The organism is Rhabdaerophilum calidifontis (assembly GCF_008641065.1).
In the GTDB taxonomy this organism is placed as follows: domain Bacteria; phylum Pseudomonadota; class Alphaproteobacteria; order Rhizobiales; family Beijerinckiaceae; genus Rhabdaerophilum; species Rhabdaerophilum calidifontis.
In genome coordinates this window covers 830,727-850,267 of record NZ_VTRS01000001.1, presented here as the reverse complement: position 1 = coordinate 850,267, position 19,541 = coordinate 830,727, and the positions used below count along the sequence as shown (strand labels likewise).

The following is a 19,541-nucleotide window of genomic DNA, read 5'->3' as shown; positions in this document are numbered from 1 at the left end:
CCTCGGGGTCATTGCGCCGCCACGGCCACGGGCTCGTCGAGCACCCGGCGGCGGAACAGCGCAAGATCGATATTGCCGCCGCAAAGGATCACGCCGATCCGTTGCCCGGCATTGGCCATCCGTTCCTGCAGCGCGGCGGCGAGCGGGGCAGCCCCCGCCCCTTCCGCCAGGTTGTGGGTATCGGTCCAATAGGCGCGGATCGCCGCCGCAATCTCGTCGTCGCTCACCTGGACGATGCGCGCCGCGCCCCGGCGGATGATGGCGAGGGCTTCCGGATCCGGCACGCGCGTCGCCACGCCGTCGGCGAAGGTCTCGGCCGTCGCGGTCGAGACCGGATGTCCCGCCGCGAAGGAGAGCGCATAGGCCGGCGCGCCGGCGGATTGCACACCGACGATCTCGGTTTTCGCCCCGAGCAGGTCGCGCGCGAGGATGGAGCCGCAGATACCGGAGCCCTGCCCGATCGGCACATAGAGCCGCGCGAGATCGGGATGCGCGGTGAGCAGTTCAAGCGCGTAAGTGGCGACGCCAAGCACGAGATCGCGATGGAAGGACGGAACCATCTCAAGCCCGCGCTCCTGAGCGAGCCGCCCGGCTTCCTCGCGCGCTTCCTGGAAATCCGCGCCATGCTCGATGAGGTCCGCGCCGAACGCACGCATCGCCGCGTTCTTCTCGGTTGAGTTCCCGTGCGGCACGAGGATGGTCACCGCCACGCCGTGCCGGCGACCGGCATAGGCGAGGCTCTGGCCGTGATTGCCGCGCGTGGCGGAGACGATGCCGGGCACATGCGGCCGCTCGCGCCGGAGGCGATCGAGATAGACGAGCCCGCCTCGCACCTTGAACGCGCCGGTCGGCGTGTGGTTCTCGTGCTTGACGATGATTGTGCAGCCGAGCCGCTCGCCCAGAAGCGGCCAGGCATAGGCGGGCGTGGGCGGCATCGCGGCATGCACGATCTCCGCTGCAGCCCGGAGCTCGGGAAGGGTGAACATCATCACACCAGCTGCTTGCCCTTGGCATCGATGACATTGCCGACCTCGCCGGAAAAATCGGGCAGGATCATCTCGTTATGCGCCTTGCCCGAGGGGATCATCGGGAAGCAGTTCTCTTCCTTGGCGACGAGGCAATCGAAGATCACCGGGCCGGGATACTCGATCATCTCGCGGATCGCATCGTCGAGCCTGGCCGGGTCCGCGCAGCGGATGCCATGGGCGTGGTAGGCATCGGCGAGCTTCACGAAATCCGGCAGCGCGGCCGAATAGCTCTCCGAATAGCGCCCGCCATGCAGCAATTCCTGCCATTGGCGGACCATGCCCATATATTCGTTGTTGAGGATGAACACCTTGACCGGCAGGCGATACTGCGCCGCCGTCGACATCTCCTGCATGTTCATCAGGATCGAGGCCTCGCCCGCGATATCGATCACCAGCGCATCCGGATGCGCGAGCTGGGCGCCGATCGCCGCCGGCAGGCCATAGCCCATCGTGCCGAGCCCGCCGGAGGTCATCCAGCGGTTCGGCTCGTTGAAATGGAAGTGCTGCGCCGCCCACATCTGGTGCTGGCCGACCTCGGTGGTGATGCAGGTCTTGCGGCCCCGGGTGAGTTCGTAGAGCCGCTCGATGGCGTATTGCGGCTTGATGACCTCGGTGGAATTCCGGTAGCCGAGCGAATTGCGCGAGCGCCATTTGGTGATCTCGCCCCACCAGGCCTTGAGCGCGGCGGCATCGGCCTCATAGGCCCGCTCCTTCCAGACCTCGATCATCTCGGCGATCACATGGGCGCAATCGCCCACGATGCCGATATCGACCTTGACGTTCTTGTTGATCGAGGACGGGTCGATATCGACATGGATCTTGCGGCTGCCCGGCGAGAAGGCGTCGAGCCGCCCGGTGATCCGGTCGTCGAAGCGGGCGCCGAGATTGATCATCACGTCGCAGCCATGCATCGCGAGATTGGCCTCGTAGGTACCGTGCATCCCGAGCATCCCGAGCCATTGCGGATTGTTGGCGGGGAAGGCGCCGAGCCCCATCAGCGTCGAGGTGACGGGAAAGCCGGTGATCTGCGCGAATTCACGCAGCAATCGGCTCGCCTCGGGGCCGGCATTGATGATGCCGCCGCCGGTATAGAACACCGGCCGCTTCGCCCGCGCCATCAGCGCCACCGCCGCCTCGATCCGCGCACGGTCGCCCCGCACCCGGGGACGATAGGATTTGTGCCCGAGCTCCTCGATCGCGCCGGGGCCGGAATAGGCGCCGCTCGCGAACTGGATATCCTTCGGGATATCGATCACCACCGGCCCCGGCCGGCCGGATTTCGCGACATAGAACGCCTCGTGGATGATGCGCGGCAGGTCCTCGATCCGCTTCACGAGGTAATTGTGCTTGGTGCAATGCCGCGTGATGCCGACCGTGTCGCATTCCTGGAACGCGTCCGAGCCGATGAGATGCGTCGGCACCTGGCCGGTGAAGCAGACGAGCGGGATGGAATCGAGCAGCGCATCGGTGAGGCCGGTCACGGCATTGGTCGCGCCGGGGCCGGACGTCACCAGCACCACGCCCACCTTGCCGGAGGAGCGGGCATAGCCCTCGGCGGCGTGCACCGCCCCCTGCTCGTGGCGGACAAGGATATGCCGGATCGAATTCTGCTGGAACAGGGCGTCGTAGATCGGCAGTACCGCGCCGCCGGGATAGCCGAAAAGCAGATCGACATCCTGGTCCCGCATGGCGCGGACGACCATTTCGGCGCCAGTCATGGTTTCGGGCGGGGTGTTCGGGTCGGTCATGGCGGTCTCCATCGGCGGAATCGGCATTCGGAACAGGAAAGCGCGCAACAAAAAAGGCCCTCGCGAGGGGGCCTTCGGAATGCGCGCCGACATGGGGTTCTGGCTTCAGCCCAGACCCTCCATCGGCGCGCAGGATACAAGAATGAGATTCATCAGTCTCTCCGGTTCGGGCGAACGCTACACGAGCGCGGGAGCGGGCGTCAATCGTCAAAATGGTCGAGGCTGCGCGCTGCGGTGGCCGCATCGGCACACCAGCGCCAACCCGGTCCGGCGAGATATTTGCGCGCGAAGATCACCTGCCGCCGCGCATAGCGTCGCGTATCCGCCTGCCCGCGCCGGATCGCCTCGGCGAGATCGATGCGCCCGGCGAGATGATCGGCGAGATGGGGCACGCCATGCGCCTTCATCACCCCGAGATTGCGCGGCAGCGGTGGATCAAGTGCCGCAAGCCGCCGCACCTCCTCCAGCGCGCCGGCGGCGACCATCGCCACAAAGCGCCGGTCGATCGCGGCATGCAGCCCCGCGCGGTCGGGGTCCAGGAACACGCCGCGCCATTCGCCGGGCGCCAGCAGCGGCCGGCCCGGCGCCGCGGCAAGCCAATCGGAATAGCGCCGCCCCGTCGCGGCATGCAGTTCGAGCGCGCGCAGCAGCCGGGGCGTATCGGCCGGGGCGAGCGCCGCCGCGCGGGCCGGATCGCGTGCCGCGAGTTCGGCATGAAGATCGGCGCCCGCCGCCGCCCGCGCCCGCCATTCGGCGCGGATCGCTTCCGGAACCGGCGGCGTCTCGACGAGCCCCTCGGTCAGTGCCCGGAAATAGAGCCCCGTTCCGCCGACGATCACCAGCGGATTGCCGCCGCGCCGCGCCGCGTCGAGAAGCGGCGCCACCGCCGCCAGCCAGCGCCCCACCGAGAATTCCTCGCGGGCGCCGGCAATGCCGTAGAGCCGGTGGGGCACACGCGCCTCGTCCGCGGCATCCGGCCGGGCCGAGAGCACGCGCAGATCGGCATAGACCTGCATCGAATCGGCATTGACGACGAGTCCGTCCGTCAGGGCCGCGCGCGCCATCGCCAGCGCGGATTTCCCGCTGGCGGTCGGACCGGCGATGAGAAGGGCGAAGGCCATGCGCTGCGGGTTCCGCTTGCGTTCATCGGCTTCCGTGCTACCCGCTCGCGGAGCCGAATGCGAGCCCCGCCGAACCCGCGCGAGATCCCGATGCCCCGATCCATTCCCCACCCGCTCGTCGCGACGCTCGTCGCCCCGGCCGCGAATCCCTGCCTCGATCTCGCGGCGATCGCCCGCGCGCGCGAGGCGCTGCCGGCGGCCGAGATCGCCGTGCTCGCGCCCGGCCGTGCGGTGGACCTGCATTTCGTCGGCGACGACCCCGCCCTGCTCGCCGATTCCCTGCGCGCCGCGCTCACCGGCCTGCCGGTCGATATCGCGGTGCAGCCGAGCGCTGCGCGGCGCAAGCGGCTGTTCCTCGCCGACATGGATTCGACCATGATCGGCCAGGAATGCATCGACGAGCTGGCGGATATGGCCGGGCTGCGCGCCGAAGTCAGCGCCATCACCGAGCGCGCGATGCGCGGCGAGATCGCCTTCGAGCCGGCCCTTCGCGAGCGGGTGGCGCTGCTCCGGGGACTCGACGCCGCGATCGTGGAGCGTCTGCTCGCCGAGCGCATCACCCTCACGCCGGGCGGAGCGGAACTGGTCCGAACGATGCGCCGGGACGGCGCCTACACGGCGCTGGTCTCGGGCGGATTCACGGTCTTCACCGGTCCCGTCTCGGCGCGGATCGGCTTCGACATGCATCGCTCGAACGTGCTCGAAATCGCCGATGGCCGGTTCACGGGCGATGTCCGCGCGCCGATCCTGGGCCGGGAGGCCAAGCGCGAGACGCTGCTCGAGCTGCGCGCCCGGCTCGGCCTGCCCCGAGAGGCGAGCCTCGCCGTCGGCGACGGCGCCAACGATCTCGCCATGCTCGGCGAGGCGGGGCTGGGCGTCGCCTTCCGTGCCAAGCCGATCGTCGCCGCGGCGGCCCATGCCCGGATCGATCACACCGACCTGCGGGCTCTGCTCTATTTCCAAGGCTATCGCGACGAGGAGATCGTCTCGGGCGGGTAAAATCCCACCCCACCCCGCCAGATAGAACGGCGGGCAATAAAACGGCGGGACGGTCGCCCATCCCGCCGCCATCAATCCGGACCGGAGCCCGATCCGGGGCCGGGCTTCCGCCTCACTGGATCGGCAGCGTGACGTAACGCAGCGTGCCCTGCGGCCCCGAGGCGATGTAGAACAGCGCCCGACGCTGCCCCTGCCCCTTGAGCGCCTCGATGCGCTTCCGGATATCGGCCGCCGTCTTCACGGCCTCGCGCTGCACCTCGACGATGACGTCGCCGGCCGTGATCCGCCGCTCGGCCGCCACCGAATCCGGCTCGACCTTGGTGACGACCACGCCCTCGATCCCGTCCTTCACATTGAAGCGGCGGCGCGTCTCGGCATTGAGCGGGGCGAGTTCGAGGCCGAGCATCGCGGTGGGGGCGGCGCGCTGCGCGTCCTTGGTTTCCAGGGAGGCCTGCTGCGGCTGCTCCTCGAGCCGGCCGAGCGTCACCTTGCGCACCACCTCGCGGCCCTGGCGCATGACGACGACCTCGACCTCCTTGCCGACCGGGGTCTGCGCGACGATGCGCGGCAGGTCGGAGGAGCGGCGGATCTCCTTGCCATCGAACTTGACGATCACATCCTCGCGCTCGAAGCCGGCGGGCTTGGCCGGGCCCTTCTCGTCGACATTGATGATGAGCGCGCCGCGCGGCCGGCCGAGCTTCAGCGCATCCGCCGTATCCTCGTCCACGTCCTGGATCGCGACGCCGAGCCAGCCGCGGCGGGTCTCGCCATATTGCTTGAGCTGCTCGATCACCGGGATCGCGAGATTCGCCGGCACCGAGAAGCCGATGCCGATCGAGCCACCGGTCGGCGAGATGATCGCGGTGTTGATGCCGACGACATCGCCGTCGAGGTTGAACAGCGGCCCGCCCGAATTGCCCTTGTTGATGGCCGCATCGGTCTGGATGAAATCGTCATAGGGGCCGGAGCGGATATTGCGCTGCTTGGCCGAGACGATGCCGGCCGAGACCGAGCCGCCGAAGCCGAACGGATTGCCGATCGCGATCACCCATTCGCCGACGCGCAGCCGGTCGCTGTCCCCGAATTTCACGAATTTCAGCGGCTTTTCGGATTTCACCCGCAGCACCGCGAGATCGGTCTTCTGGTCCTTGCCGACCACCTCGGCCTTGAGTTCGGTGCCGTCCGCGAACACCGCGACGATATCCGTCGCCTCGGCGATCACGTGGTTGTTGGTGATGATCGTGCCCTGCGCATCGACCACGAAGCCGGAGCCGAGCGAGGAGGAGCGTTGCTGCGGCTGCTGCGGGCGCCCCTGCGGGTTGTTGCGGTTGAAGAAATCGTTGAAAAGGTCCTCGAAGGGCGAACCCGGCGGCAATTGCGGCAGCGGCACCGCACGCTGCGCCACCTTCTGACTGGCCTTGATGTTGACCACCGCATCCATGACGCGCTCGGCGACATCGGCGATGCTCTCCGGGCCGCGCGCCTGCGCCGTGCCCGCGCCGGGCAGCAGCACGACGACGCACAGGGCAAGCGCGCCGAAGGCCCGCGCGATCCGGCCCGGCATCGTGCGCAGCGGCGTCCGCTCCGCCACTCCGGCAAGGGCTGGGTTCATCAGCATGGAATTCTCCTCATCGTGATCGCCGCCCGCGACGACGTTTCATCAAGGCAGAAAATGTGGCCGAAGCGCGACAAAAACATCACACGCCAGGGCCGATCCGCACATCCGACATCACAACAGGGTGAACGCGGGGAACCCCTTGCTCGCCCAGACCAGGAACACCCCGAGCACTGCCCCCGCGATGCCGAACACGCGCAGCAGGCGCTCGGGCATCTCGGCGGCATCGCGCAGAGCCCGGCGCATGGCGGCGGGGAAGGCCGCGAAACACAGCCCCTCGATCGCGAACATCAGCGCCAGCGCGGTGATGAAATCTCTCATCCGCGCCCGGCGCGTCGATCCGCCGCCTCCCGACATGCCCTGCCCATGCCGCGTCCCCCCTTGTGCCCCCGCCGCCGGGATCTCCGCCCCGGCGGCCCGCCATCCGGTCAGCGCTTCGCCGCGCCGCCGGTCGGGCTGTTGAGATAGCGGAAGAACTCGCTGTCCGGCGTGATGACGAGCCTGGTGTCGGATGATTTCAGACCCTGCTCATAGGCCTGGAGCGAGCGGTAGAAGGCGAAGAATTCCGGGTCCCGGTTATAGGAATCAGCGAGAAGGCGCGTACGCTCCGCCTCGCCCTTGCCGAGTGCCTCGCGCGCCTGGCGCTCGGCCTCAGCCTTGGTGACGGTTACGGTGCGGTCCGCCTGCGCCTTGATCCGCTCCGAGATTTCCGTACCCTGGGCCCGAAGCTCCGCGGCCTCGCGCTGGCGCTCGGTCTGCATGCGCGAGAAGATCGCTTGGCTGTTCTGGTCCGGCAGGTCGGCGCGGCGGATGCGGATATCGACAATCGCGACCCCGAGCGCCTGCGCCTCGGCGTTGACCTGGCTACGGATCTTCGCCGTCAGCCCGGCGCGATCCTCCTTCACGACCAGCTGGAAGGTCGATTCGCCGAGCACGCGGCGCAGCGCCGCGTCCATGAACGTGCCGAGCTGCTGCTTGCCGCGCAGTTCCGAGCCCGCCGTCGCCTGGAAATAGCGCAGCGGATTCTCGATCCGGTAGCGGGCGAAGGTATCGACGACGAGCCGCTTCTGGTCGGCGGTGATCGCCTCGACCGAGGGTGTCTCGAGATCGAGCACGCGCCGGTCGAGCGAGATGACCTGCTGGATGAAGGGCAGCTTGAAATTGAGACCCGGCGCCGTAATCACCCGTTTCGGCTGGCCGAACTGGGTGACGATCGCCTGCTCGGTCTGGTCGACGGTGAAGATCGAGGCCGAGCCGATCACGAGGATGGCGGCGGCCAGGACCGCGAAGATCGAGCGGAACATCAGCGCCTCCCCGGCTCGGTGGTGCCGGCGCGTGGCCGGATCATTTCGTTGAGCGGCAGGAACGGCACCACGCCCTGGGCGCCGTTCTGCCGGCCCTGGTCGATGATCACCTTGTCCATGCCGCCATAAATGCGTTCGATCGTCTCGAGATAGAGGCGCTGGCGCGTCACGTCCGGCGCCTTGCTGTATTCGTCGAGCACGGAATTGAATCTCGCGGCCTCGCCGCGCGCATCGGCGATCATCCGCTCGCGCTCGGCCTCGGCGCGCTGGATGATGCGCGAGGCTTCACCGCGCGCCTCGGGGATCATGCGGTTGGCATAGGTCTGCGCCTCGTTCTGCATGCGTTCCTGATCGGCGCGCGCCGCCTGTACGTCGCGGAAGGCGTTGATGACCTCGTTCGGCGGATCGACCTTCTGCATCTGCACCTGCTGGATGATGATGCCCGCGCCGTAGCCGTTGAGGGTCTTCTGCATCAATTCCTGCACCTCGCGCTCGATCTCGAGCCGGGCGCCGGTCAGGATCGGCTGGATCTCGCGCCGCCCGATCACCTCGCGCATCGCGCTCTCGGCGACAGCCTTCACGGTGCCGGCCGGCTCGCGCAGGTTGAAGACGAAATCCTGCGGGCGTCGCGCATCGACCAGCCAGAGAACCGCGAAATCGACATCGACGATATTCTCGTCGCCGGTCAGCATCAGGCTTTCCTCGCGCACGTCGCGCACCCCGCCGCGGCCGCGCGCATCGGAGCGCAGACCGACCTCGATGGTCTGCACCGCGATGGTCGGCTTGTCGATCCGCCCAACCGGGTAGGGCCAGTTCCAGTTGAGGCCCGGCGCGGTCAGCGCCGCGAACCGGCCGAAGACGCGCTCGATCCCAATCTCGTTGGGACGCACGGTGTAGAACCCGGTCAGCAGCCAGCCGGCGATCGCGAGCAGGCCGAGAAAGGCAATGCCGATCGCACCGAGGCGGCCGATGCCGCCGCCCTCGCCGCCCCCGCCGGGAATCACGCGCCGGAGCCGGTCCTGGCTGCGGCGCAGGATCTCCTCGAGATCCGGCGGCTCGCGGCCGCCATGGCCGCCGCCGGCCGGGCCGCCGCCCCAGGGATTCGGGTTCCGGGGGCCCTGCCCCCTCGGCTGCCAGGGTCCGTTGCTCATCTTGTCGCCTTCTCTCCCGCCATGTCGTCCGCCGCTCGACCAGGGCATGCCGTCCTCCCCGCCCGTCCCGGCCCGCCGCCGGGCGGCGGGACATCGGAGCAGCTGACGGGAACCATTTGGGTCTTCGCGGCGCGAAGGTCAACGGCGCGCATACCGGACGAAGGCGAAAGCCGCCTCGTCATCGGCGGTTTTCACGCCGGAAACCCGGCTCTCCTCGCGCCAGAGCGTCGTGTCGATCGCCGGGAATACGGCATCGCCCTCCGGCGCGAGATCGACCTCGGTGATCTCCAGCCGGTCGGCCATGCCGAGGAAGGCGGCATAGATCTCCGCGCCGCCCGCGACGATGATCTCCGCGCCGCCGGTCTCGGCCGCGACGATGCGCGCAAGCGCCAGGGCCGCCTCGGGCGCGGGCGCCGCTGCCACGCCCTCCGCATGCCAGGCCGGATCTCGGGTGACGACGATGATCCGCCGCCCGGGCAGCGGCGCGCCGATCGATTCGTAGGTCCGCCGCCCCATGATCACCGGCCTGCCCATGGTCAGCGCGCGGAAATGCCGCATATCGCTCTTCAGCCGCCAGAGCAGGCGGTTGTCGCGGCCGATGACGCCGTTGCGCGCCACCGCTGCGACGAGGACGATCGCCGGTTCCGCCATCACACCGCCACGGGCGCCTTGATCGCGGGATGCGGATCGTAGCCCTCGATCGCCACATCCTCGAAGCGGAAGGCGAAGAGATCCGTCACCGCCGGGTTGAGCCGCAGCCGCGGCAGCGGACGTGGTGCGCGGGTGAGCTGCTCGCGCGCCTGCGCGACATGGTTCGAATAGAGATGGACATCGCCGAAGCTGTGGACGAAATCCCCCACTTCGAGCCCGGTCACCTGCGCGATCATATGCGTCAGCAGCGCGTAGGAGGCGATGTTGAACGGCACGCCGAGGAAAATATCCGCCGAGCGCTGGTAGAGCTGGCAGGAGAGCCGCCCGCCCGCGACGTGGAACTGGAACAGGCAATGGCAGGGCGCCAGCGCCATGGCCGGGATATCCGCCGGGTTCCAGGCCGAGACGACGAGCCGTCGCGAATCCGGATTGCGGCGGATTTCGACCAGCAATTCCGCGATCTGGTCGACGACGCCGCCATCCGGCCGTGGCCAGCTCCGCCATTGCCGGCCATAGACCGGGCCGAGATCGCCATTGGCATCGGCCCATTCATCCCAGATCGTGACGCCGTTCTCGTTGAGATAGCGGATATTGGTGTCGCCGGCGAGAAACCAGATCAGCTCGTGGACGATCGATTTCAGATGCAGCTTCTTGGTCGTGACGAGCGGAAATCCGGCGCGCAGATCGAAGCGGAGCTGCGCGCCGAACAGCGCGCGCGTGCCGGTTCCGGTGCGGTCATTCTTCGGGATGCCCTCTTCGAGCACCGTCCGCATCAGATCGAGATAGGCCTGCATGCGCTTTCCCTGCCGGCGAGCCGCGCACCCGCCGCGCGGCGAAGCCCCGCCGGGCGGAAGGATAGCGCCGTTCCGTCCCGGAGCAATCCGGGCGGCGGTTTGTCCACCGCTCCGGCAAGGAGCGGGAAGGACCGTCAGGCCTTGGGATGGAACAGAGCAAGCTGCTTGAAATGCTCGGCGATGAGATAATAGACCGTGATGCGCGACTTTGTGCGGTCGGCCTTCATCTTTTCGCATTGCGCCTTGACCACGGCCGTCAGCTCCGCGTCGCTCTCCTTGCGGCCGAGCTTCTTCTTGCAGAAATTGTCGACGACGCGCTGCACCTCTTCCGGATCGCTCGCCGCGACATAGCGCGTGTCGGCCTTGCTCATCACCAGCGCATACGTCTTGGCCATGCCGGCGATGGCAGCTTCGTCGACCTTGTCGACGTATTTCTTCACGTCGGCGAGATGATCCATGGATAGTCCCTCCCACTGCAACGACAAATCGTGTGCTCCCCGAGCCACGGCGGGACTTGACCACGATTCCGCCGGAAATGCCACAGGCCGCACGGGGAATCCCCCATCTTCTCGGCGATTCCGGTCGTCACGACACAACCGCCGGTCAACGCTTCAAATCCGCCGCAAGTGCGCCTATATTGAAGGTGTCGCCCTTGTGGCGACTATGGCGATAAACGGCTATCGGAATAAACCCATCGGACCCGGGGGCGGTACCCGGCGCCTCCACCCGAGCCCCGCATGCGGGGCTCCGGCGGGGGCGAAACAGGATCGACGAGGGCGTAAAGGGTGGACTTTCGCTCGGCATGATACCGCCGTTATCGGGTCAAACCTATAGTTGCGAATGACAACTATGCTCCGGTTGCTCAGGCCGCGTAACGCGGTTTGAAACACCGAACCTAAGTCCTCCCGGTTAGCCCCGTGAGGCGGGGCCGGCAGGGGCCTGGCAACAGAACCCTGCCACTTTCCGCCCGGATCCGGGCCGCGTCGCCGGTTTTTTTACGCGCGGGGCGCGCGGGAATCGGCCATGATCGGCTCCGTCCGAGCTAGAGCAGACCCATCGGCCCACAGACCATCGGCCCACAGACCATCGGCCCCACAAACCCGTCGGACCCGAAGCCGCCCAGACCGAAGCACCATGACGCAAGAGCCCCCGACCGAAGACCTGATCCGCTACGACGTGATGGTGCAGGAGGCGCTGCTCGGCGTCGTGCGCAAGGTGCTGGCCGAGGCCGCGCGCCAGGGGCTGCCGGGCGAGCATCATTTCTACATCACCTTCCGCTCCGAGGCGCCCGGCGTGCGGCTCTCGACGCGGCTGCGCGAGAAATATCCGGAGGAGATGACGATCGTCCTCCAGCATCAGTTCTGGGATCTCGCGGTCAGCGAGCAGGGATTCGAGGTCGGTCTCTCCTTTGGCGGTGTGCCGGAGCGGCTGCTGGTGCCCTTCAGCGCGCTGACCGGCTTCTATGACCCGTCCGTCCAGTTCGGCCTCAAATTCACGCCCGATGAGGCGCAGGCTGACAACGACCCCGTCCCGGAGGCTGCCGAGCCCGGCGTCAAGGAGAACCTCGCCGCGATCTCGACCCTGGAAAAGGGCGTCAAGGCGAAACGCGGGGCCGCCTCCGAGCCGAAGCTCGAACCGGCGGCGGGCGAGAAGGCGGAGCCCCCCGCACGCAAGCCGCGCGCCCGCGCCGCGGACAAGGCAGCCGCCCCGCCCCCCGCCCCGCCAGCCACGTCCGAGGCGGAGGAGCCGCGCGCCGAGATTCCGGCCGGCGGCGCCGAGGTCGTGAGCCTCGAAGCGTTCCGCAAGAAGAAGTAGGCATCGGGATCACCGCGCCGCGACACGCCGCGCCGCGACACACCGTGCCAGCCGTATCGGGTCGGAACATTCCGGATCGGGGATGGACCTGCCGCACCGGTCACCATCGTCCTTCCGCCGATTGCTCCGGCCCCCACCCTCGGCTAGAAGCCCGCTCATCCTGGCCCACGTTTTCACCCGAGGATCATCATGGCGACGCGCACCGAAACCGACACCTTCGGCCCCATCGAGGTCGATTCGAACGTCTATTGGGGCGCGCAGGCCGAGCGGAGCCTCGGCAATTTCAAGATCGGCTGGGAGAAGCAGCCCGCGCCGGTGATCCATGCGCTCGGCATCGTCAAGCGCGCGGCGGCGGAAGCCAATATCGCGCTCGGCAAGCTCGATCCCACGCTCGGCGCGGTGATCATCAAGGCTGCGCAGGAGGTGATCGAGGGCAAGCTCGACGCGCATTTCCCGCTCGTCGTGTGGCAGACCGGCTCGGGCACGCAATCGAACATGAACGCAAACGAGGTGATCTCGAACCGCGCGATCGAGATGCTCGGCGGGGAGATGGGCTCGAAAAAGCCCGTTCACCCGAACGATCACGTCAACATGAGCCAATCCTCCAACGACACCTTCCCGACCGCGATGCACATCGCCTGCTCGGTGGAGGTGGTGAACCGCCTCCTGCCGGCGCTGAGACACCTGCACAAGGCGCTCGATGCCAAGGCGAAGGCCTGGGCGGACATCATCAAGATCGGCCGCACCCACACCCAGGACGCGACGCCGATCACGCTCGGCCAGGAATTCTCCGGCTATGCCCAGCAGATCGAGAACGGCATCAAGCGCATCGAGATGACGCTGCCGATGCTGATGGAACTCGCCCAGGGCGGCACCGCGGTCGGCACCGGGCTTGCCGCGCCGGTCGGCTTCGCCGAGAAGGTGGCTGAACGCATCGCCGCGATCACCGGCCTGCCCTTCACCTCGGCGCCGAACAAGTTCGAGGCGCTCGCCGCGCATGATGCCATGGTGATGACCCACGGCGCGATCCACACGGTGGCGATGAGCTGCTTCAAGATCGCGAACGATATCCGCTTTCTGGGCTCGGGTCCGCGCTCGGGCCTCGGCGAACTCGCGCTGCCCGAGAACGAGCCGGGCTCGTCGATCATGCCCGGCAAGGTCAACCCCACGCAATGCGAGGCCATCACCCAGGTCGCCGCCCATATCCACGGCAACAACGCCGCCATCGCCTTCGCCGGTAGCCAGGGCCATTTCGAGCTCAACGTCTTCAACCCGATGATGGCCTACAACTTCCTGCAATCGGTGCGCCTGCTTGCCGATGCGGCGGTCTCCTTCACCGACAATTGCGTGGTCGGCATCGAGCCGCGGCTCGACAATATCGAGCGCGGCCTCCGGAACTCGCTGATGCTCGTCACCCCGCTCAAGGAGAAATACGGCTACGATCTCGCGGCCAAGGTCGCGAAGAACGCGCACAAGAACGGCACCACCTTGCGCGAGGAGGCCGTCGCGCTCGGCATCTCCGGCGAGGATTTCGACGCCATCGTCGTGCCCGCGAAGATGATCGGTCCGGGCTGATGGCGGAGATCGTCAATCTTCGCCGCGCACGCAAGGCCAGGGCGCGCGCCGGGGCGGAGAAGCAGGCCGAAGCGAACCGCGCGAAATTCGGCCGCCCGAAGGCCGAGAAGCGCGCCGCCAAGGCCGAGAACGCGCGCGCGGAACGGGCGCACGAGGCCGGACGGATCGTCCCGCCCGCGCCCTCTGGCACGCCGGAGGGATGATGCCGGATAGCCCGGCCCCGATCGTCAAGCGCAGCCTGCGCATCGCCGGCCACGCAACCTCGATCTCGCTGGAGGAGCCGTTCTGGCGGCTGCTCCGGCACGCGGCGGCGCAGGAAGGTCTCGGCATCGCGGCCTATGTCGAGCGGATCGACCGCGCGCGGCAGGGCGTCAACCTGTCATCGGCGGTGCGCATCCATCTCGTCGAATGGCTGATGGCGCGCGGCGGGCCTGTCCTGCCCTGATCCCGCTCGATCCCCGACCGGAGATCGTCAGATCATCCCCTAGCCCGGCGGCGCTGCGGAAGCCGGCGGCGCGAGGTTGAGTGGCGCGCCGGAGGCAGCCGGGGGCACCGGGGCTGCCGGCGCCGGCGGCTGGGCGAGGTCGCGCACGAGCCGTTCGAGCCGCGCCCGCTCCTCCTCCGCGCGCTGCCGGGCGAGCCGCTCGGCGGCCTCGCGCTCGGCGCGTTCGCGAGCCTCCCGCTCCAGCCGCTCGCGCAGCAGCCGCTGGCGCTCGAATTCCGCCGCCGCCTCGGTGCGCAGGCGGAGCTGTCGCGCCTCATCGGCCATCATCGCCTCGATCTCGCGGATCTCGCGCTCGCGGCGCTCGCGCCAGGCATCGCCCTTCTGGCGGCGCAGATGCATCGCGCGCTCGCGGATATCGGCCTCGAACGCCTCGGCGCGTTCGAGATCGCGCTGGATCGCCATGGCGAGCAGCCCGTTGACCAGCGCGCCGACCTGAAGCGCGCGGCGCGGCGGCGGCGCATCCGCGGCAAGGCGGCGGGACAGCACGAGCGCGATTTCCGGCACCGCGCCGCGCCAGCCCTTCGGCAGCGCCAGCTGGCGGAAGGTCAGCCGCGAATCAACCTCGCCGCGCACGAGATCGAGCCCGATCGCCGGTGTGATCTCGATCTCCGGCCGGCCTGACACGGCCGCCGGCAGCGGCACGCCGCCGAGCCGGACCTGCCCGTTGACGAGGCTCGCCGGCCAGGTTCCGGCGGGGGATTCGAACGCCGCCCGCCGCAATTCCCGATCGACGAGCGCGCCGATCCGGTTCTCGTCGATCGGCATCAGCTCATCGAGATCGCGCGCGACGATGCGGGCGAGCGCGGCCGGATCGGCCTCCGGAACGAGAAACCGGTCGAGCGCGACCTCCCCGGCCCCCGCAAGGCTCGCGACGAGCGCCCGCGGGTTCTCCCCCCCGCCCGAAAACGGCATCGCGCCAGAGAGGCGCCCGCCGAGAAAGGGCACCGGCAGCCGCGCCGCCTCGATACGCCCGGCGATCTCGACATTGCGGTCCTTGCGCAGCGCCGTCAGCGAACCGCGGATCCGCGCCTCGCCCATGCGCGCCTCGAACCCCTCGATCGCCGCCAGATCCGGCGCGAAGCGGTAGACGAATTGCGGGGCCTCGAGTGTCACGGCGCCGAAACGGCCGCTCTCGGCCTCGATCCAGAGATCGCCGGCGAGCGGTGGCGGCACCGACGGGCCGAACGGGGCGGCGGACCAGGGCCCGGCGCCGAAAGCCGGCGGGGTGGCGCCGGAGGCCGGCGCGAACAGCGCCGCGAGATCGAGCGCGGTGAGCCGGACCTGCCCGGCCACCTGCCCGCCGCGCGCAAAATCGAGGCTGATCTCGCCGCTGGCCGGCGCCGCGTCGAGCCGTGCCTCGAACCGGGTGAGCGTGATCTTCGCGCCCTCGGAGAAGACGCGGCCATGGATTTCCGCCGCAACATTGTCCGCCACGGGCGGGCTTGTGCCGAAAGCCGCGAGAAGACGGCGCAGATCGGCCGTTTCGGCGCTCAGCCGGCCTTCGAGCGGGTTGGCGCGGAAGGGGTTGTAGCCGCCGTCGAAGCGGAAGCCGAGCCCCGCGACCTCGCCGCCGACCGAGCCCGTGATCTCCCGGCGCGGATCGCCGCCGGCTTTGAAACGCAGCGTGCCCTGCCCCGCCGCCGCGCCGGATGATCCCGACTGGCCGCTGATCTGGGCGAGCAGGCGCGCGCCGTCCGGCGCCGCGATCTCCCCCTCCGCCTCCACGGCGAGGTCGCCGCTCCGATTGGTCGAGCGCGTCCGGGCCGAGACGCGCGTCCCGCCGAGCACCCCGTCCACCGCGAGGTCCCAGGCGCTCGCGCCGCTTTCGCCGGTCAGGCGGATATTGGCCACGGCCAGCGCCGGTTCGAGCAGCGCCGCCCGGCGTTGCAGCGCCGCGATCTCGGGCCGCGGCAGCACCGCGCCGGCGAGCCGCGCGAGATCGCCAAGCCGCTCGGCGTCAAGCTTGGCTGTCAGATGGGTGGCGCCCGGACCGATCGTTCCCGAAAGCGTGAGCACCTCTCCCGCCCGGCCGGTAAGGCGGAATTCGTGGAGCGACACCGTACCGCCTGAGCGGTCGAGCGCGACCCGCAGACCGCCGAGTTCGGCCTGGTCGAGCACCAGCCGCTCCACCGCGAGCCGCGTCGCGATCTCGAGGCCGGCCACCGGCTTCAGCGGTTCGAGCGCGGCGAGCACGCGGGCATCGAAGCGCCGCGCGGCGAGGTCGAGCGTCAGCCGGGGCAGTGCACTCTGCCCGGCGGCGGCCGGCCGGACATCGCCGCGGCCGGCAAGCGCGCCGGCGCTGCTGTCGAGCGTCAGTGTCTGGATCGCGATTCCCTCCGCCCCCCCGGCAAGCCGTGCCGCGAGACGGCCTTCTGCGGGCAAGCCGGCGGCGATATCGGCCCCGCGCAGCCAAGCGATGAGCCCGCCGAGTTCGCCGCTTTCCACCGCCAGCTCGCCCTCCAGCGGCTGGGTCGCATCCGGCGTACGGGCGAAGCGCAAAGCCGTCGCACCCGGCAGCCGCGCCGTCAGCCGATGCAGGATCGGCCCCGCACTGCCGACGGATATCGCCGCTGCGAGATCGTGGACAACCGCGCCGCCGGCCTGAAGCGCGCCGATATCGAGAGCGAGATCGAGATCGAAGGGCAGCGGCCGGCCGCCACCCTGCGCCAGGGCCAGCAGCGCGGCGCGCAGATCCACCGGTCGCGCGCGCGGCGGCAGGTCGGCGGGCGGCGGCGTCAGATCGAGGCGCTTGGTCGCGAGCGCCAGGCTGAGGCGCGGCCGTGGCGCGGCGAGATCGGCCTCGCCGCGGCCGGTGAGTTGGAGCGCGCGCTCGCCGTCGCCGATCGTCAGCGTCACCGGCTCGGCGCTGACGCGGTGCGTGTCGGCAATTACGCGCAGCGATCCCTGCACCGGCACCTGTGCCGCGCCCGCACCGCTGCCGAGAATCGGGTTGCCGTTGAGCGTGACGAGCCCGTCGTAAAGCGGCCGCCCCGGCACGCCGGGCAGCGCGACGATTCCGTCGATCCCGGCGCGGAGCGCGAGGCTGCGATCCTCGATCAGGCCCTTGATTCGCGCCCGTCCCTGCTCCAGACGCCCGATCTGGGCGTGGAATTCCCGCCCGAGGCCGGGATCGGTCACGTCGATCCGGAACGGTCCGGCAAGGCTCGGCGCCTCGATCGTCACGTCATGGGGCGCGCCCCGCGCGCCCACCGCGCCCTCGACGAGGCGGAGCCCGCGCAGCATGAGCCGCTCGATTCCGATCTGCCCGAACCCCGGCCCGGCGCCGGCCTCCGGCCGCGCCGCGATCTCCCCCGCAAGCGCGGCAAGCGCCGAGCGGTCGATCTCGGCATTGTCGGCGCGCGCGCTCGTCACCGTCACCCGGCCGGAGAGGAGAGCCGTGGCCGAGAGCGTCACCGTCAGCCGCTCGGCTCGTGCGACCGGCGCGCCTTCCGGCCCGAATTCGACCCCGCCGGCATCGAGTTCGGGCGTCGGTAGCAGCGAGACCTGGAGCGGCCCGGCGATGCGCGCCTCGATCCCCGTCCGCTCGCGGATCAGCGCGGCGACGCGGCCGCGCTGGCTGTCCCAGTCGATCACGAAAGGGCCGACCATCAGCGCGATGAGCGCGATGGCGACAAGCGCGGCGACAGCGGTCACGATGTCACGCACGGCGATGCGGCCTCCGTTCGCCCCCTCCATAGCGGCATCGCGCGCCAAGCGGAATGCGGCGGCGCCGAGAATCCTGCCGGATCACGGCCGAAGCGTGACGATCTTGCCGGGGTTGAGGATTCCCTCCGGATCGAGCCCGCGCTTGATGACACGCATCGCCTCGAGCGCGCCGGCGCCCAGTTCGGCATCGAGATATTTCATCTTGCCCTGGCCGATGCCGTGTTCGCCGGTGCAGGTGCCCTCCATGGCGAGCGCACGCGCGACGAGGCGGCCGATGAACCCTTCCGCCTTGCGGATTTCCTCGGGATTCGCCGTGTCGATCAGCGGCAGGCAATGGAAATTCCCGTCCCCGACATGGCCGACGATCGGCGCGATCAACCCGGTTTCAACGATATCGGCCTTGGTCGCCTCGATGCATTCCGCGAGCCGCGAGATCGGCACGCAGACATCGGTCGAGATGCCGCGCGTGCCGGGCCGCAGCGCCACCGCCGCCCAATAGGCATCATGCCGCGCCTGCCACAGCCGCGTGCGCTCCTCGGGCCGGGTCGCCCATTCGAACGGGCCGCCGCCGCATTCCGCCGCGATCTCGCCGAACCGCGCCGCCTGCTCGGCAACGCCCGCCTCGGTACCGTGGAACTCGACGAACAGCAGCGGCGTCTCCGGCAGCGCGAGCTTCGCATGCGCGTTGCAGGCGCGGACCTGCACCTCGTCGAGCAATTCGATCCGCGCCACCGGCAGCCCGGTCTGGATGGTCATGATCGTCGCGTCGGCGGCGGCGCGGATATCGGGGAAGGGGCAGACCCCGGCCGAGATCGCCTCCGGCAGGCCGCTGAGCTTCAGCGTGATGCGGGTGACGATGCCGAGCGTGCCCTCCGAGCCGACGAAGAGTCGGGTCAGGTCGTAGCCGGCGGAGGTCTTCTTGGCGCGCTGCGCGGTGCGGATCGTCTCGCCGGAGGCGAGCACCGCCTCGAGCGCCAGGACATTGTCCTTCATCGTCCCGTAGCGGACGGCATTGGTGCCCGAGGCGCGGGTCGCGACCATGCCGCCGAGCGAGGCATCGGCGCCGGGATCGATCGGGAAGAACAGCCCGTGGGATTTGAGATGATCGTTGAGTTCCTTGCGCGTCACCCCCGGCTCGACCACGCAATCGAGATCCTCGGGATGCACGGCGATGATGCGCTTCAGGGCGGAGAGATCGATCGAGACCCCGCCATAGGGCGCGTTGACATGCCCTTCGAGCGACGAGCCGGTTCCGAACGGGATGACCGGCACCCGCCGCGCGGCCGAGAGCCGCACGATCTCCGCCACTTCCGCCGCATCCTCCGCGAACACGACGATGTCCGGCGGCTGGTTTTCGAGCCAGGTCAGCGTATGCGCATGCTGCCGCCGCACGGCCTCGCTGGTCACGGCGCGGTTGCCGAACCGGGCCTGGAGGTCGCGCGTCAGCGCCGCGATGGTCGTCGGGTCGGGACGCGTGGTGATCATGGAAAACTCCTTCGCGCCGAGCTTGGCGGAAGCGGCACGCGACGGCAAGCTCGGCGGCGCAATCGCATCGAGGCGGCATGCACA

Annotated in this window: 17 protein-coding genes and 1 other RNA gene; 6 read left to right on the top strand and 12 right to left on the bottom strand. The window is 69.3% G+C overall.

The window, feature by feature from the left end:
- Window positions 1-8: 8 nt before the first annotated feature.
- The 3 genes from FWJ24_RS04085 to miaA all read right to left on the bottom strand — a co-directional run bounded on the left by FWJ24_RS04085 (window position 9) and on the right by miaA (window position 3,897).
- Complete coding sequence (locus FWJ24_RS04085; protein ID WP_150286468.1) at window positions 9-986, bottom strand: threonine dehydratase; 978 nt, start codon at window positions 984-986, stop codon at window positions 9-11.
- A gap of 2 nt (window positions 987-988) precedes the next feature.
- Window positions 989-2,776 carry an acetolactate synthase 3 large subunit gene (locus tag FWJ24_RS04080; RefSeq protein ID WP_246155500.1) on the bottom strand — a complete coding sequence of 596 codons (1,788 nt, stop codon included), beginning with the start codon at window positions 2,774-2,776 and terminating at the stop codon, window positions 989-991.
- A 200-nt stretch (window positions 2,777-2,976) separates the two neighbouring features.
- Window positions 2,977-3,897 (bottom strand): tRNA (adenosine(37)-N6)-dimethylallyltransferase MiaA, encoded by a 921-nt coding sequence (gene miaA / locus FWJ24_RS04075; protein WP_150286467.1) that lies wholly within the window; start codon window positions 3,895-3,897, stop codon window positions 2,977-2,979.
- Between the two features lie 90 nt (window positions 3,898-3,987).
- On the opposite strand from miaA, the gene serB reads away from it, so the two are divergent.
- Entirely contained in the window at window positions 3,988-4,896 is a 909-nt protein-coding gene (gene serB, locus FWJ24_RS04070) for a phosphoserine phosphatase SerB (RefSeq protein ID WP_150286466.1), read from the top strand.
- 112 nt (window positions 4,897-5,008) lie between these two features.
- Here the strand turns inward: serB and FWJ24_RS04065 are convergent, their stop codons facing one another.
- From FWJ24_RS04065 to FWJ24_RS04035, 7 genes are all read right to left on the bottom strand, one after another.
- Window positions 5,009-6,508 carry a Do family serine endopeptidase gene (locus FWJ24_RS04065; protein WP_425468898.1) on the bottom strand — a complete coding sequence of 500 codons (1,500 nt, stop codon included), beginning with the start codon at window positions 6,506-6,508 and terminating at the stop codon, window positions 5,009-5,011.
- 117 nt (window positions 6,509-6,625) lie between these two features.
- Window positions 6,626-6,832 (bottom strand): DUF2065 domain-containing protein, encoded by a 207-nt coding sequence (locus FWJ24_RS04060; protein WP_150286465.1) that lies wholly within the window; start codon window positions 6,830-6,832, stop codon window positions 6,626-6,628.
- Between the two features lie 107 nt (window positions 6,833-6,939).
- A complete protein-coding gene (gene hflC / locus FWJ24_RS04055) occupies window positions 6,940-7,815 on the bottom strand; it encodes a protease modulator HflC (protein ID WP_150286464.1) in 876 nt (291 codons plus the stop codon).
- Window positions 7,815-8,966 (bottom strand): FtsH protease activity modulator HflK, encoded by a 1,152-nt coding sequence (gene hflK / locus FWJ24_RS04050; RefSeq protein ID WP_246155498.1) that lies wholly within the window; start codon window positions 8,964-8,966, stop codon window positions 7,815-7,817. Before hflK ends, hflC begins: the two co-directional genes overlap by 1 nt.
- Before the next feature lie 138 nt (window positions 8,967-9,104).
- Window positions 9,105-9,617 carry a dihydrofolate reductase gene (locus FWJ24_RS04045; RefSeq protein ID WP_150286462.1) on the bottom strand — a complete coding sequence of 171 codons (513 nt, stop codon included), beginning with the start codon at window positions 9,615-9,617 and terminating at the stop codon, window positions 9,105-9,107.
- Window positions 9,617-10,411: a thymidylate synthase gene (locus FWJ24_RS04040; protein WP_150286461.1), complete on the bottom strand. Its 795-nt coding sequence runs from the start codon at window positions 10,409-10,411 to the stop codon at window positions 9,617-9,619. Before FWJ24_RS04040 ends, FWJ24_RS04045 begins: the two co-directional genes overlap by 1 nt.
- 134 nt (window positions 10,412-10,545) lie before the next feature.
- Window positions 10,546-10,869 (bottom strand): DUF2853 family protein, encoded by a 324-nt coding sequence (locus tag FWJ24_RS04035; RefSeq protein ID WP_150286460.1) that lies wholly within the window; start codon window positions 10,867-10,869, stop codon window positions 10,546-10,548.
- A 148-nt stretch (window positions 10,870-11,017) separates the two neighbouring features.
- On the opposite strand from FWJ24_RS04035, the gene ssrA reads away from it, so the two are divergent.
- The 5 genes from ssrA to FWJ24_RS04010 all read left to right on the top strand — a co-directional run bounded on the left by ssrA (window position 11,018) and on the right by FWJ24_RS04010 (window position 14,246).
- Window positions 11,018-11,372: a transfer-messenger RNA gene (gene ssrA, locus FWJ24_RS04030) on the top strand.
- A 173-nt stretch (window positions 11,373-11,545) separates the two neighbouring features.
- Window positions 11,546-12,226 carry an SspB family protein gene (locus FWJ24_RS04025; RefSeq protein ID WP_150286459.1) on the top strand — a complete coding sequence of 227 codons (681 nt, stop codon included), beginning with the start codon at window positions 11,546-11,548 and terminating at the stop codon, window positions 12,224-12,226.
- A 189-nt stretch (window positions 12,227-12,415) separates the two neighbouring features.
- Complete coding sequence (gene fumC / locus FWJ24_RS04020; RefSeq protein ID WP_206110776.1) at window positions 12,416-13,801, top strand: class II fumarate hydratase; 1,386 nt, start codon at window positions 12,416-12,418, stop codon at window positions 13,799-13,801.
- Window positions 13,801-14,004 carry a DUF4169 family protein gene (locus tag FWJ24_RS04015; protein WP_150286457.1) on the top strand — a complete coding sequence of 68 codons (204 nt, stop codon included), beginning with the start codon at window positions 13,801-13,803 and terminating at the stop codon, window positions 14,002-14,004. The genes fumC and FWJ24_RS04015 overlap by 1 nt, the downstream gene beginning before the upstream one ends.
- Window positions 14,004-14,246, top strand: coding sequence for a ribbon-helix-helix domain-containing protein (locus tag FWJ24_RS04010; protein ID WP_150286456.1), 243 nt, complete (start codon window positions 14,004-14,006; stop codon window positions 14,244-14,246). The genes FWJ24_RS04015 and FWJ24_RS04010 overlap by 1 nt, the downstream gene beginning before the upstream one ends.
- 39 nt (window positions 14,247-14,285) lie before the next feature.
- On the opposite strand, the gene FWJ24_RS04005 is transcribed toward FWJ24_RS04010, so the two are convergent.
- Together FWJ24_RS04005 and FWJ24_RS04000 are read right to left on the bottom strand one after the other, a co-directional pair.
- Window positions 14,286-17,972: an AsmA family protein gene (locus FWJ24_RS04005; RefSeq protein WP_166443577.1), complete on the bottom strand. Its 3,687-nt coding sequence runs from the start codon at window positions 17,970-17,972 to the stop codon at window positions 14,286-14,288.
- Between the two features lie 81 nt (window positions 17,973-18,053).
- On the bottom strand, window positions 18,054-19,457 hold the full coding sequence (locus FWJ24_RS04000; protein WP_150286454.1) for an FAD-binding oxidoreductase: 1,404 nt from the start codon (window positions 19,455-19,457) through the stop codon (window positions 18,054-18,056).
- Window positions 19,458-19,541 lie beyond the last annotated feature (84 nt).